Annotated in this window: 15 protein-coding genes; 8 read left to right on the forward strand and 7 right to left on the reverse strand. The window is 49.2% G+C overall.

Features of this window, described 5'->3' with window-relative positions; translation table 11 throughout:
- Positions 1-58: 58 nt before the first annotated feature.
- Both C0068_RS05715 and C0068_RS05720 read left to right on the forward strand, forming a co-directional pair.
- Complete coding sequence (locus tag C0068_RS05715) at positions 59-472, forward strand: DUF6491 family protein (RefSeq protein ID WP_103683527.1); 414 nt, start codon at positions 59-61, stop codon at positions 470-472.
- 252 nt (positions 473-724) lie between these two features.
- On the forward strand, positions 725-1294 hold the full coding sequence (locus tag C0068_RS05720) for a YtfJ family protein (protein WP_103683528.1): 570 nt from the start codon (positions 725-727) through the stop codon (positions 1292-1294).
- A gap of 22 nt (positions 1295-1316) precedes the next feature.
- Here C0068_RS05720 and C0068_RS05725 read toward each other — a convergent pair whose 3' ends face one another.
- Complete coding sequence (locus tag C0068_RS05725; RefSeq protein ID WP_103683529.1) at positions 1317-1817, reverse strand: SRPBCC family protein; 501 nt, start codon at positions 1815-1817, stop codon at positions 1317-1319.
- A gap of 134 nt (positions 1818-1951) precedes the next feature.
- Between C0068_RS05725 and C0068_RS05730 the strand changes: the two genes are divergently transcribed.
- Positions 1952-2740, forward strand: coding sequence for a pseudouridine synthase (locus C0068_RS05730; RefSeq protein WP_103683530.1), 789 nt, complete (start codon positions 1952-1954; stop codon positions 2738-2740).
- A gap of 94 nt (positions 2741-2834) precedes the next feature.
- Complete coding sequence (locus C0068_RS05735) at positions 2835-4442, forward strand: GMC family oxidoreductase (protein ID WP_103683531.1); 1608 nt, start codon at positions 2835-2837, stop codon at positions 4440-4442.
- 24 nt (positions 4443-4466) lie between these two features.
- Here C0068_RS05735 and C0068_RS05740 read toward each other — a convergent pair whose 3' ends face one another.
- A complete protein-coding gene (locus C0068_RS05740) occupies positions 4467-5333 on the reverse strand; it encodes a DUF2971 domain-containing protein (RefSeq protein ID WP_103683532.1) in 867 nt (288 codons plus the stop codon).
- Positions 5334-5421: 88 nt separating this feature from the next.
- Complete coding sequence (locus C0068_RS05745) at positions 5422-6210, reverse strand: alpha/beta fold hydrolase (protein WP_158249922.1); 789 nt, start codon at positions 6208-6210, stop codon at positions 5422-5424.
- 69 nt (positions 6211-6279) lie between these two features.
- On the opposite strand from C0068_RS05745, the gene C0068_RS05750 reads away from it, so the two are divergent.
- Entirely contained in the window at positions 6280-7095 is an 816-nt protein-coding gene (locus C0068_RS05750) for a hypothetical protein (RefSeq protein WP_146047843.1), read from the forward strand.
- Positions 7096-7097: 2 nt separating this feature from the next.
- On the opposite strand, the gene C0068_RS05755 is transcribed toward C0068_RS05750, so the two are convergent.
- The 3 genes from C0068_RS05755 to C0068_RS05765 are packed head-to-tail and all read right to left on the reverse strand — an operon-like array spanning position 7098 to position 11027.
- Positions 7098-8111, reverse strand: a complete 1014-nt coding sequence (locus C0068_RS05755; RefSeq protein ID WP_103683535.1) for a HupE/UreJ family protein — start codon at positions 8109-8111, stop codon at positions 7098-7100.
- Positions 8098-9018: a peptidylprolyl isomerase gene (locus tag C0068_RS05760; protein WP_103683536.1), complete on the reverse strand. Its 921-nt coding sequence runs from the start codon at positions 9016-9018 to the stop codon at positions 8098-8100. Before C0068_RS05760 ends, C0068_RS05755 begins: the two co-directional genes overlap by 14 nt.
- Entirely contained in the window at positions 9015-11027 is a 2013-nt protein-coding gene (locus C0068_RS05765) for a DUF3604 domain-containing protein (RefSeq protein ID WP_103683537.1), read from the reverse strand. The genes C0068_RS05760 and C0068_RS05765 overlap by 4 nt, the downstream gene beginning before the upstream one ends.
- A gap of 132 nt (positions 11028-11159) precedes the next feature.
- Between C0068_RS05765 and C0068_RS05770 the strand changes: the two genes are divergently transcribed.
- Entirely contained in the window at positions 11160-11468 is a 309-nt protein-coding gene (locus tag C0068_RS05770; RefSeq protein ID WP_103683538.1) for a hypothetical protein, read from the forward strand.
- A gap of 54 nt (positions 11469-11522) precedes the next feature.
- On the opposite strand, the gene C0068_RS05775 is transcribed toward C0068_RS05770, so the two are convergent.
- Positions 11523-12146 (reverse strand): glutathione S-transferase family protein, encoded by a 624-nt coding sequence (locus C0068_RS05775; protein WP_103683539.1) that lies wholly within the window; start codon positions 12144-12146, stop codon positions 11523-11525.
- Positions 12147-12255: 109 nt separating this feature from the next.
- On the opposite strand from C0068_RS05775, the gene C0068_RS05780 reads away from it, so the two are divergent.
- Positions 12256-12765: a glycine zipper 2TM domain-containing protein gene (locus C0068_RS05780; protein WP_103683540.1), complete on the forward strand. Its 510-nt coding sequence runs from the start codon at positions 12256-12258 to the stop codon at positions 12763-12765.
- Between the two features lie 20 nt (positions 12766-12785).
- The gene (locus tag C0068_RS05785) at positions 12786-13112 is read left to right on the forward strand and encodes a PepSY domain-containing protein (RefSeq protein WP_103683541.1); all 327 of its coding nucleotides are present in this window, start codon (positions 12786-12788) and stop codon (positions 13110-13112) included.
- The last annotated feature ends 11 nt before the right edge of the window (positions 13113-13123 follow it).

Raw genomic sequence — 13123 nt, forward strand, 5'->3', positions numbered from 1 at the left:
TCGCCGAATTGAGGAATCATGACGACTTATCGACGAATTAAGACACTGGGGAATAACGATGAAAATACCTCTTTTAATCAGCCTAGTCCTAAGTCTGTGTTTCACCGCACTCACACATGCAGATGAAACACAGGAAAACCCATATCGACAACTGGTGTCTGGCGAGCCGGAACGTTGCGTCAATCTGCGCCGAATAGAGCGCATGGATGTTGTCGACAAACGCAGCATCCTGTTTTATATGAATGGGAAAGAAATTTATTTAAACGACCTCCCACACTCCTGCAACGGCTTATCTCGGCACAGAACCGTGATGTACCGAACCTCGCTAAGCGAGTTGTGTAACGTCGATGTGATTACGGTGTTAAATAGCGTCGGCTCTGGTTTTTTACCTGGCGCATCCTGCGGCCTAGGACACTTCTACCCTATCAGTAAAGAAAGCGCTGAGAAAATAAAACAACAAAGTCGTGAGTGATAAACACTCAATCATTTACCTCAGCAGTTTGCCAAAACCCACCGCAAGTCCGCTATACCAGCGCCTGTCTTTGACGGGTGCGTCATCGAGTTTCTGCAATTCATTCAGTTGATGTTCATCTTGAGCGCGTAGACTAATTCAACTTATCCATAACTAGCCAAAGATGAACTAAGCGTCATCTTTACGTCCAATAGGCTGTGCTATTCTGAGCCGGAATTTTGACCAACCCCTAATTATCTAGGTGCGACACACATGATAAATATTAAAAATATTGTACTCGGTCTTTCTCTTATTAGCGCTTCTGCTTTTTGTGCGGCGATAGAGCTAGGCGGCACTTTACCCAGCTTTGCCGTTCCATCTAAGGGTGAGTTAATTCTAGACGGAGACAAAGTCCGTCACCAAGCTTGGTCTACCGCGCAAATTAGCACTGGCAGCCCCGCCCTAATATTTCATGTCGCAGCACGCATGTCCTCAGATGGCATTATCGCCCCTCTCAAAGAGCGCTTAAATCAACGTGACTATGAGCCGGGCAGTTTCCAATCCATCAGCGTCGTTAACCTAAACGATGCGCTTTGGGGCACCGCTGGATTAGTCAGTAGCGAGCTGGAAAAAAACAAGCGTGAGCACCCCAAAGCTATTCTCGTAGCAGACGAAAAAGGCAGCGGCATTGAGGCCTGGCAACTAAAAAAGGGAACCGTCGCGTTTATCTTAGTGGATCACAACGGCAAGATTCGCTACTTAAAAGAAGGGAAGTTATCTGCGGATGATGTGAATACGATTATCGCGCTACTAGACGAAGAAATAGCACGCAGTCAAAGTTAAGTCCTAGCGAGGGTCGTGCGCTTCAACAGCGTCGACCCTCAACAATGCGGGCAAATTTGCGCAGCATCATTTTTACACCTAAATGCATCACGGGACTAAACACCGGTAAAAAATACTTGCTGAAGCCCTTTGGCTTCATTGCCATTGTCCAGCGTACTCGGCAGCGCTGCTCATCGATAAGATCAACTTCGTAACGTTCAGCAAATGACTCAATATTGTCTTTGCTACCATGAGTAAAGCAAAAAGCCATTTCCCGACCACGCTCCCACGCGATAAACTCCTCATAGCCAACGAGACCGCCGACCATACTCACCGTTCGCGTGGTGCCGATTCCAAATGGCTTTGGTGCTGTCCACTCCACTTTTTGAATGGGCATTGCCCAGCGCGGCCAATCGTCAGCATTTTCAAAAGACGCAAATACCGCCGCCGCACTAGCGTTCACTTCAACCTCCGCGATGTAGCGAAAGGGGGCAGAATCAAAAAATGTCATATCGACGGTTTTACAAGGATACTTATTTGCCACGCTGACTCTCCAATAAAGTGATCTCTCACTAGTCTGGCTTGATACCTATAGGCGGGAATCTAACACCGTCGATAATTCTCAAACAAGGTAAGAACGTGAATATGACAAAGTCTTCATCTAAGGCCATAAGATAAATGCAATCTAGCGACACACCAACAGCGATACCTGAGACATTAGGGGTTCTGTACCAGGACGAACACATTATCGCCATCAACAAGCCCAGCGGCCTACTGGTTCACCGCAGCCCCATTGACCGCCACGAAACCCGCTTTGCCATTCAATTGCTCCGCGATCAAATCGGCCAATACGTCTACCCTGCCCATCGCTTAGACAAACCAACCTCTGGGGTTTTGTTATTTGGATTAAGTGCGCAGGTCGCCGCTGAATTAGGGCAAACCTTTAGCAATCACAACATCAAAAAATCCTATATTGCGGTTGTTCGAGGCTACTGCCCAAGCCACGGCCATATTGACCACCCTTTAACCGAGGTCACCGATCAGCGCATTGTCAAAAGCCAAACTGCGGCGGCCCAAACCGCCGTCACCGACTTTCAGCTACTGGGCCAGCACCAACTCGATGTTGAGATCGAAACCTACCCACAGTCTCGTTACTCACTGCTAGCCCTGCAGCCCCTTACTGGTCGTCGCCACCAACTGCGGCGGCACTTAAAGCACATTTCGCACCCCATTATCGGCGACGCAAAATACGGTCGCGGCCGCCATAATCGCTATTTTACTGAACAGCTTGAATGCCCAAGATTATTGCTACACGCCGCACAACAACGCTTTAAACACCCAGTAAGCGGCGCCGAGCTCTGCATCAATGCGCCTATAGATACCTGTTTTGCCGGTTTGCTACAGCGCTTTTCTTGGCAGGACGCACTCCCCGTGGAATGGCGCTCCAAAAAGGTTACAAAATTATAACTTACATCTCTCTCCGCTGAATCGTATGGTAGGCGCAATAACAAGATTCCCGTAGCGCAGTCGCTGCCACACGGGCTAAAGCGGAAGATTAAGTATGGCCACTCATTACGATTACATCATTGTTGGCGCGGGCTCTGCTGGCTGCGCCTTAGCCAGTCGCCTCACGGCAAGCGGTGAACACTCGGTACTGCTGCTAGAGGCCGGCGGCAAAGACAGCCACCCAATGGTTCACATTCCCCTCGGCTTTGTCTTCACCATGAAGAATCCGCAATTTAGCTGGTGCTATAAAAGCGAGCCTGAGCCACACATGAATAATCGTTGCATAGACCAGCCTAGAGGCAAGCTCTTAGGCGGCTCTAGCTCGATCAACGGCATGGTGTATATCCGCGGCCAACGTGAAGACTACGATCACTGGGCAGCCTTAGGTAACCGCGGTTGGGGCTATGACGACCTGCTCCCGATCTTTAAGCGCTGCGAACACAATACCGGTGGTGAGAGCGATTACCACGGCAGTAAGGGGCAGCTCTGGGTTGATAATGTCGGCGATAAATACGATCTTTCGGATATGTATATTCAGGCGGCGATAGAATCCGGCATTCCCGCAAACAGTGATTTCAATGGCGAAAACCAAGAAGGTGCGGGCTTCTACCAGGTTAATATCCGCAATGGTCTGCGCCAAAGCACGGCTAAAACCTATCTAAAACCCGCCATGCAACGCCCCAATTTAACGGTACTTACCCGCGCCCTAGCGAGCCGAATTGAGTTTCAAGGGAATCGCGCTATTGCTCTGCGTTACACCCAGAACGGCAAGCAATTCACCGCTCGCTGCCGACATGAAATTATCTTATGTGGCGGCACAATTAACTCCCCGCAGTTATTAGAACTGTCGGGTATTGGCAATCCCGAAATACTACAAAAACACAGTATTAAGGTTCACACCGCACTAAAGGGAGTGGGCGAAAATTTACAAGATCACCTCACGGTGAATACCCAGCGTTCCTTCGAGGGATTGAAAACTTTCTACGAAGATTCCCGCCCTCTCGCGATGCTAGCCACCTTCGCAAAGCTGGCGTTTAAACGCAAAGGCATGATGGTGCACCCCGCTTCACAGGTAGGTGTATTCTTTAAAACTGATCCTGCTGAAACCCGAGCCGACGCGCAAATTCATTTCACCCCCGCCGCCGGCACCCAAGATGAAAAGGGGCGAATGATTACCGTCCCCGGCACCACCGCCACCGTGTGCTTTTTGCGTCCTAAAAGTCGTGGCTATGTGCATATTCACAGTAATGATCCCAATGACGCACCGGCATTTATCCACAATTATTTGGCAGAGGAAGAAGACCGCAAACGAATGATCGCTGCCGTGCGTAAAACCCGCGCTATTTTTGAGTCTCCGGTCTTTGATAATAACCGTCGCGAAGAACTCGTTCCTGGCGCCGAAGTACAGAGCGATGAGGATATTTTAGAATTTATTCGCAATACCGGAGAATCGGTTTATCACCCCGTCGGCACCTGCAAAATGGGTAATGACGACATGGCCGTTGTCGATGACCGTCTAAAAGTTCACGGCGTTGAGGGCTTGAGGGTCGCGGACGCATCCATTATGCCCACCCTTATATCGGGCAATACCAACGCAACGGCGGTGCTTATAGGCGAGCGCTGCGCAGATTTCATATTGGGTGAAAACGAGGCTCGGTCTTAAAAGTTCAAAAGAATAAGCCAAACGTTAATTTTGCCGATAGGGAATTTGGCAATACTCTATGCCATTAGCAGGGCGAATATTATGTTTGGCTAAACACATTTTCATCGAGTTCATAGACAAACTAATATTGGGCGTCGGCCCCAAATAAACATGATCTAAATCGACGGCGTCCTTATCCTCAGCAACAAGCGAAAACCGCATATAGGGTACCAGCATGCTGCGCCCCTCGCGGAAATTTACCCCAGCGTGGCGGTAGTCAGACACCACCGGCGAAACTAAACGCCACTCCTGCTCCTCCTCAAAAGAAGGGTGTTTCAAAATCGCCGCCAAGCGGAGTAAATCACTTTCGAGATGTTCAAAAAGCTGATGATATATCGCCCGCTCAACTCCGTCCTCAATGGCCTCCGCCAACACTTCTACCGAATCAATGACTTGCGCAATTAAGGCCTGCTGTTCTACGCGATCGTATATACAGCGTCCCATTCTAAAGTGCTGCTTCTCGGCACAGGCGACAACCGTGCGGGGATTAAAGCCCAAACTCGCCCCCTTACCCACCGAGCTATAACCACGCCACTGGCTCAATAAATTGCCGTTAGCGCGAAACGAGGCGCCAAACAATATATGACCATTAGTAATACGGTGTTTTACCCAATCTAAAAAACAGGTCAGTAAGTGCGGCCGCGAATGCCCTTCATTTATCCGTTTGGCGACCTCATTAGCGACGAGGTCAGCGGTATGGCGTAGCTCAGCGGAATCGTTCATATAACGAATATCGCTGGCCCAAAGGGTGCGGCTACCAATAATACCCAGCACCCCGCTCAAGGAGGTGTAGTGATATAAGGTTTCTTGTGGCGGCTCAGAAAACAAGGCTTCAGTGATGGTGCTTATCATAATAACTCCTCAACATCCGCCATATTTACCACAGCTCGATGACAATACGCCTTCATCGCAGCTATCTTACCCCTATTTTCATCCCCTTTCAGACGCCCTGATCTGCCCGCAAAAACTCAGTTACTAAACTATTAAATATGCTTGGGTATTCTGCATGCAGCCAATGGCCAGCTTTGGGGATAGTTTCAAAATACATATCTGGAAATTGCCGCATCATGGGCGCGCGATTTTCATCGCGAATATAGCCGGAGGTTTCACCCCGAATAAACAAAGTAGGCCCGCTGAAGGAGTCTGACGACGGCGCATCCCGAAGATTGTCGTAAAGCTCTGCAATCACCGCCAAGTTCATTCGCCAAGCCCAACCGTCTTTGCCGTCGCGCATTAGGTTTTTTAGAAGGAATTGGCGAATTGCGATTTCTGGCACCGCCTTCATTAGCAGTTGATCTGCCTGCTCGCGGCTCTTTAATGAGCGCAGCTCCAAACCTAATAAACCAGTAATAATAGCGTCGTGGCCACGCCCATAACGCACCGGTGCTATATCCGCCACAATTAAACGCTTAACCCGCTCAGGCTTAGTGATCGCAACTTGCATGGCAACTTTTCCACCAAGCGAGTGACCAAGCATATGTGCTTCAGCAACATTTAACTGATCCATAGCGGCGACAACATCCTCCGCCATGACTGGAATATCCATTTGGTCGCTGTGGGCTGATTTGCCGTGGTTCCGTAGATCCATGCGAATCACAGTAAAGTGACTTTCTACGCTACGCGCCACCGACATTAAATTACTGGCGGAGCCAAACAAACCATGTAATAAAATCACGCTAACAGGCCCGCTACCGCTGACTTCAGTGTGCAATCTCACCGTTCTGGGCATATGTTTGCTTCTCATCATCTATAGCCGTTGCTAGAATGCGCAGGCATTTTCAATAAAAAAGGGGTTATTGTGCGACTTTCTCTGCTTATCTTGACGTTAATGGGGGCGGTACTCACTACTGCTTGTAGCTCAACAGACTACAACCCAACAACCTATGACTATTTTATCAGTCGTGAAGACATACAACAAAAGCCACTTAAAAAAGTCATTATAGCCACCGTGAATGTCAGCGGCGAACCCACCCGCTCAGTGCTGCGTGACAGTGTCGACAAAGTAGACGGTATGGTCGAGGACTATTTAGAAGCAAACGGCATTTCTATTGCGCCAAATCATTTATTTAATAATGCCTGGCAGCAAGCTCTCCTGACTCACGGCAATTTTTACGATCCAACCACCGGTAAGGTTGACCGAGTTGGCTGGCAAAAAGTCATGGCCCTGACGCTGTCGAGTCTGCAAGCTCAGAAAGATATCGATGCGGTGATCTTTACCGACCTCATCGAACACGATGTGCAGCACAGCCCAGGCATGAAACATTATGCGCGCTGGTATGGTGTAACTCGTGAACCCGCTACCGAAGGCACAACCTCTAGCGTGCCAGCGGATTTCAACTGGACGCAAATTATTAAGGGTGCATCGCTGCTGGTCACAATCTACACCACTGAGGGTAAACCGCTATTCTCTAGCCGCGGCGGCATAGATACCTTACATGGTATTGATTCACGTAAATCTGATAATAGCTTCGTTAGACGCAAGAAAATTCTCAGCCGTGAAAACAATATTGAAGAAGGGATTGAGATCGCATTTCACCCGCTAATCAAAATGAAAAACTATCCCGGCAAGGCACCGTCTACGACGAAGGCTGCTGACGCGGAGCCCGTTCAGTAGTTCTAGTACACACCGCGAAACGTGGCCTCAAATAACGTGAGGCCACGATCAATCATCCAATACATCGATGCCGCGCCCATCACATAAATCGTTGCCGTGCGCGCCGCCAATAGGCAAGGTGCCCGCCAATTAGAACGCGTTGCCAATACGCGATTCACCGCCATTAGCAACAACACGATCATCGCAATAAAAAATATCTGCCCTAATTCAATTCCAATATTAAAACCAAGCAGCGCCGGCAAAAGATTGCCTCTGGTCACCATAAGCTCATCTAAAACAGAGGCAAACCCTAAACCATGTAACAAACCAAAAGCCGCCACCAAGACCACAAATGCCCTGCCCTGTACTCGCTGCCCCTGCCTATCTGCATATAGCGCCATAACCAATACACTGGCGGCGATTAATAACTCTGCCAATGCAGGCCAGCGTGGAATCACACCAATACTCACTAACATCAGCGTAATACTGTGCCCCACGGTAAAAGCACTAATCCACACAAGCAGGCGATTGCGGCTTGCCGCAATGAGCAACAAGCCTAAAACAAACAGCAAATGATCAACGCCAATCAAAATATGCTTAATACCCAAACCGGTAAATTGCAAAATAGCGCTTTGCCCATGTGCCTGCGCCCTTGGTGAAAAGATATCCTCATCCGAACTAAGCAAGACCTGCTGTTCACTACCGTCAACACCATACCAGCGCAGTAATGCGACGGAGCGGGAAGCGCTTAAATTATTAAAAGACACATTTAATGTGTCCTCCACCCCCGCACATAATATGGAGTAGCGCTGCTCAATCGCCCCCTCTTGTACGGATTGCTCCAACTGACCTATCGCATGACAGCTTGCGGGGAATACCACAGTCGGCGGTATAGACGCTAACACCGGAGTTCGCCACATCACACTAAACACACCGCTGGGTAATTCTCGTAGCTCTAGCAATGATGGCGCTAATTTATGGGCGCTGGCCACGCTACTCAGGCATAGCAATAGCAACAAGCTACTAATTAGGCGCATGGCATTCCACCCGATATTGATGACGCAGGTCTTCAAGATAATCTTGCCAATGTTGCGCCTGCTGCTTCTTTTGCCAAATAGATTCAAGCTCTGGACCGAGTACAGCGACAGGCCGCCGGTAAGCCGCTTGCCTTTCTGTAAGACGAACTAAATGGAAACCGTAAGCCGATCGCAGCGGACCGAACCACTCCCCCATCGGCGCCTCTTTTTGATTCAGCGCCACACTAAAGTCATGCCCAAACTTCGAACTTAAAGAGCCTGGCGTTAGCGCAAAAAACTGATTTCCTTCTAAAAACACATCACCCGTAGACGCATCAAATAACTTCTCTTGCAAAGCGAATTCAGCACGCGCTTTGGCGTCAGTCTTTCCTACATCGAAAAAAATATGTTCAAAACTAAGGCGGGCGGGTACTGCACCAATATTTATATTTTCAGTATAGATCGCCTGTAATTGATCATCACTAGCGTCGATTTTGTCCTCAGCATTCGCAATATTATGCTGCAATATTTGTATTAATCGACGCCGAATAACCTCATCACCCGCTGCAATATCCATTGCCAAAACCGCGTCGATTTTTTCGCGGGCACTGCCCTCAAATCCCAAAAACTCGGCATCTCGCAACAAGCGTTGAATAATGACGGGATCGGATTTATGCAGCCCCTGCAGCATGGCTTCTTTTACAATTCGCTGATCATCTAATGCGGCATCCGCCAAACGACTTAACTCTATTGATGTTGCCACACGGCCAGTGCTGCGCGCCCAATCGGCTGCTAAAACCTGCAGCTCAGACTGACTTAAACACGTTACAAAGCGTTGCTGATATTTGTCATAGCGCGCAGTAATGCCATACAGCATTAGGCCAAGCAAAAAGAAATGCAGCAGCCGCGACGATAGAAAACGCCTCAAGGTAAATGCCCGCCAATAGCATTAACGGCGGGAGAATACCAAATTGGTGATGACCAGGCCCGCTCCTGAATATTTGGCCGATGTGCCGCACTACAGCACTGCTCGTAGCCGGGCTTTATGGTTTCGGGGTTATCGCAATCAACCTTAGCCGCCACACAAATTTGCTGGCTCCAGCGACAGCTGGGGTTTTCTAATACCCGCGCGTAATAATAGGCGTGCTCCAGTGGATCAAACTGTGGGTCTTGCCAACGGCCACACAACTGCGGGTAACCGCTGCCGAAGGTTTCGCAGGTGTTTAGGTCTACCCCAGCTTCACTGTCTGAGTCGCCGGCGATATCAATGACTTTTTCAGCGCGCTTACCATTTTCGTCAACACTGCCTTTAATAATTTGTATCCGCTGCAAAGGCATACCGGAATGACCGCTGCGCCCCCCATCCATTTTTGCAAACACCGTAAACACCGGCGAAGAGCCCTCTTCTTTAAGCGCTAAATCACCACCCATCGGCACCCCGTGTTCGTAACCCAGCGCCACATAATCTGTGCGCTCACAAATATCTTCAGGTAATGATTCATCGCCACCAAAAAAGCGTAGTGTAATACGCGGCCCACTGCTGCCGTAGGTTTCGCGGCGCTGCATCGCATCAAACAAGGCCGTGCGGTTATTTGCCTCCGCCCAAACTGCGGCCAGACCACCCGGATTAAATTCCAAATCATCAGGCAAACCTTCTGGCACCGTGTCACCAACTGGCACCCCTGCACCACCGTGTCCCAAAAACCCACTTTCAGATACCGCACCTGGCGCGCCAATATGGGTATCGGAACTAGCGATAAAACCCAATTTAAAGGGGTTTACACCAAGCTTCCGCTCTTGCTCCAGACCGTCGCGGAGGACATCGCGAATAAAACCCGACTTGGGCCCAGCGGGCTTGCTCATAAAGGGCAGAACCTTGCCGACAAATTTATCTGTAAAACTGCTATAGGGTAACTGTTCAAATCCGCACAATTCATCCGCACTATTCAATGGATCGTAAAAGCACTCCGAACTTCCCTTGTGCTGCATTACCTCGACCAATCTCTCTAATCTGGCGCGCTGACTTGCATCTTCTGCACTGATTGGCTCCCCATCATCCCGCGCCAAACTAAACATATAGCCATCGCTCAAATTTGAGTTATGGGGAATCACCAGCACTTCACAACCGGTTCCAGCATTAACACAATTGCGATCTAGGGCATCCCACAATAACGGTGCCGACGGCGTCTCTATAAAACTAAGCGGCAATTTTGGCACTTGGGTATTTTTAAAAATGATATTCCGGTGCAGGTTCGCTAAGTTAGCGGCGGCCCCCGTCCACTCATAAGCAATAAACGTCGTAAACTCACAGTCACCCGTTCGATCATAGGCCTCTTCTGCGGCTTGCTGAATTTCCTGCCACGGCCGCAAACTTGCCTCTCGGCACAGCTCGCCATCGTCACCGCACATACCCAATCGCTTCGCCCGCGAAGACTGAGTATTGAACAAGAAGAACGCCGCGCGGGGAAGTTTGCGATAAATTTTACACTGCCACGTATCGTAGCCTTCCATGCCTGGTGTTTGACACATTTCCACTTCGCCAAACAATTCCGCGTGGTCTGTTACTACAGCAAAATCCAAGGGGCGATCTAGTCGTAAATGACGCAGCGGCTTACCGTCGGCGGTCCACGGCTGCACACCAATTTCAGCGCCGCGAGCAAAACGGTATGCATCAGCTGGTGAAGTGCGGGTGCCCTGAGTACTCGCGTCTAAGGAATATTTGGTATGAACATGGGTATCGCCAAAAAATACCTGGCGCTGGGAATTAGTATTTGCGCAGGGTTCCCGGTGCTCCTCAAAAACCGACTCTTTAAGAGCAGAAGCCTGTTCTGTAGCGGCATATACCGTGCTAGCAAGGACGAGGCAAAAAACACCGCCTAAGCCCTTCACAAGCACGGAAAAACACCGATTAAAATTCATATGGGCCACACGCTGCATGACGAACTCATCCTTATTTTTATAGCGTGACTATTATTACGAGCTAATCCCTTATTTACCATCCCCCATATTAAGGAGTCGTTCAGACTAGTCATGCAATTATGGCAGCGTATTCACTACAGGAGTGTCATCATGAAACTGAGCAAAACCTTGATTCTACTCGCTTGTCTAGGCCTAGCAGCAAGCGGTGCTTATGCCGACCATCGCAGCGCGAAGCACGTCGACGCTCATTACTACAAGCACCACAATTCGCACCACGGCCATCACAAGCATTATAAAAAACATCGGGACTACGACCGCTACTACAATAACTATTACACACGGCACGACAACAGGCATTACGAGCAGCATTATTATGTTCGTCATGTGCATGATCGCCACTGCGGCCACCACTATCAGCCCGCGTTTAATACCCGTGTGAAGGTATTTCTTGGTCTGTAAAATAAAAAGGCGAAGTCATAAGGCTTCGCCTTTTTAAAATGGTAGAACGTGAGCTTATTCGCCCATCGCTAATTTCATTGCATCGAACCAGCTCTGCAGTGCTGCGCATTCTTTTGGAATAGAGTGGCGAACCCAGCCACAAAATCCAAACACCACATATAAATCGATGTCGGCTTGAGACAGGCTATCGCCCACTAAAAATTGCTTGCCCGCCACTTCCGCATCCATCGCCTCATAAAATGCCCGTATCCGCAAATTACCACGCTCAACCAACTCTGGAATTTGCGGCATTTTTAAGGGGCCAGGAATAGGACTGTCTTTGAATGCCTCACCTTTATTTCTAAGCACTTCAGCTACGGCGCTAAAGCCTTCAAAAAATATACGATGGCAATAGCCCATAATCTGCGCGCGCTCTAAAGCGGTCTTACCAAAAACAGACTTATCAGGAAACATTTCATCTAAGTACACACAAATAGCAATGGTATCCGTTAGCATCGTCCCATCTGCCAAGACTAATGCGGGCAGGGTTAATCGCGGATTGATCGCACTAAACTCAGGGGAAAATTGCTCCTTGGCCGCCAAATCAATCTCTTGGGATTCTATTTCAATTCCCTTGTACTTCATCAACAGACCCACCCGACGTGGGTTTGGCGCTACAGCATAGGTATATAATTTCACCGAATTCTCCTCAAGCTTATTTAAATTATCGCGCCACTCACATGGTTCAGCTTTAGTTCAGGCACCAACTCATACACTAGATACTACCAATAGTTTAGGAGTATAAGCTATGTTGAAACACGCCATATTACCGCTAGTACTGGCCTGCTCTTCGGCAACCTTTGCTGATCACCGTGGTGGCAGCTTTAGCCACACTCAGTATGCACGAGTCACCCATGTGCAACCTATTTACGAACGTATTGCCTTCAATACACCCGTAGAGCAGTGCTGGCAAGAAACCGTATCTCGCCAACGCAATAGCTCGGTGCCGGTATTTGGCGCCATCATTGGCGGCGCATTGGGGAACGAGCTTGGACATCGCAAAAGCAATAAGCGAGTCGGTACCGTGGTCGGTGCGGTACTTGGCGCAACTGTCGCCGCGGATATTTCTCGCCAACGCAGCTCCGGCCATTACGAAACGGTAAGTCGCTGCGAAGTGCAACAGCGACAAGAATGGCGCGATGAAGTGGTTGGCTATGATGTAAGCTATCGCTACCAAGGCGAGATTTATCACACTCGCTTGCCCTATAATCCGGGTAAAGAAATTGAAATTGAGGTCAACGTCACACCTCGTGGTTGATACAGATTTTCGGGAGTTATATGAAGCTTACTTCGCAATTTAGCGTCCTACTTCGAGTATTGATCTTAGTGTTCGCTACCGGCGTTGCAGTGCAGGGCCATGCTAACCCGTTAGGTAATTTATCTGGCGGACGCATCAGCCTGCCCGATCGTTCCCTGCCCGAACAGCGCTTAGATAACCGCGCCCGCAGCAACCTGAGTGTCAATGAAGCGATTTCTATCGCAGAGCGACGCTACGGCGGCCGCGCAGTAGGCGCAAAAAAAATTCGTAGTGGCAATGGCTCGGCTTACAGCGTGCGCATACTGCAAGACAACGGCAAAATTAAAAACGTCATTATTAATGATTGAGCGAATTTCCC

Origin of the sequence: Zhongshania marina, assembly GCF_002915595.1 — a bacterium.
GTDB classification, from domain to species: Bacteria; Pseudomonadota; Gammaproteobacteria; order Pseudomonadales; family Spongiibacteraceae; genus Spongiibacter; species Spongiibacter marinus_B.

What these genes read in the sequence shown, in the direction of transcription:
- C0068_RS05745 (WP_158249922.1), bottom strand. Translation starts at nt 6,210, where the DNA reads ATGCCCAGAACGGTGAGATTGCACACTGAAGTCAGCGGTAGCGGGCCT.
- C0068_RS05765 (WP_103683537.1), bottom strand. Translation starts at nt 11,027, where the DNA reads ATGCAGCGTGTGGCCCATATGAATTTTAATCGGTGTTTTTCCGTGCTT.
- C0068_RS05755 (WP_103683535.1), bottom strand. Translation starts at nt 8,111, where the DNA reads ATGCGCCTAATTAGTAGCTTGTTGCTATTGCTATGCCTGAGTAGCGTG.
- C0068_RS05785 (WP_103683541.1), top strand. Translation starts at nt 12,786, where the DNA reads ATGAAGCTTACTTCGCAATTTAGCGTCCTACTTCGAGTATTGATCTTA.
- C0068_RS05780 (WP_103683540.1), top strand. Translation starts at nt 12,256, where the DNA reads ATGTTGAAACACGCCATATTACCGCTAGTACTGGCCTGCTCTTCGGCA.
- C0068_RS05740 (WP_103683532.1), bottom strand. Translation starts at nt 5,333, where the DNA reads ATGATAAGCACCATCACTGAAGCCTTGTTTTCTGAGCCGCCACAAGAA.
- C0068_RS05715 (WP_103683527.1), top strand. Translation starts at nt 59, where the DNA reads ATGAAAATACCTCTTTTAATCAGCCTAGTCCTAAGTCTGTGTTTCACC.
- C0068_RS05730 (WP_103683530.1), top strand. Translation starts at nt 1,952, where the DNA reads ATGCAATCTAGCGACACACCAACAGCGATACCTGAGACATTAGGGGTT.
- C0068_RS05770 (WP_103683538.1), top strand. Translation starts at nt 11,160, where the DNA reads ATGAAACTGAGCAAAACCTTGATTCTACTCGCTTGTCTAGGCCTAGCA.
- C0068_RS05735 (WP_103683531.1), top strand. Translation starts at nt 2,835, where the DNA reads ATGGCCACTCATTACGATTACATCATTGTTGGCGCGGGCTCTGCTGGC.
- C0068_RS05720 (WP_103683528.1), top strand. Translation starts at nt 725, where the DNA reads ATGATAAATATTAAAAATATTGTACTCGGTCTTTCTCTTATTAGCGCT.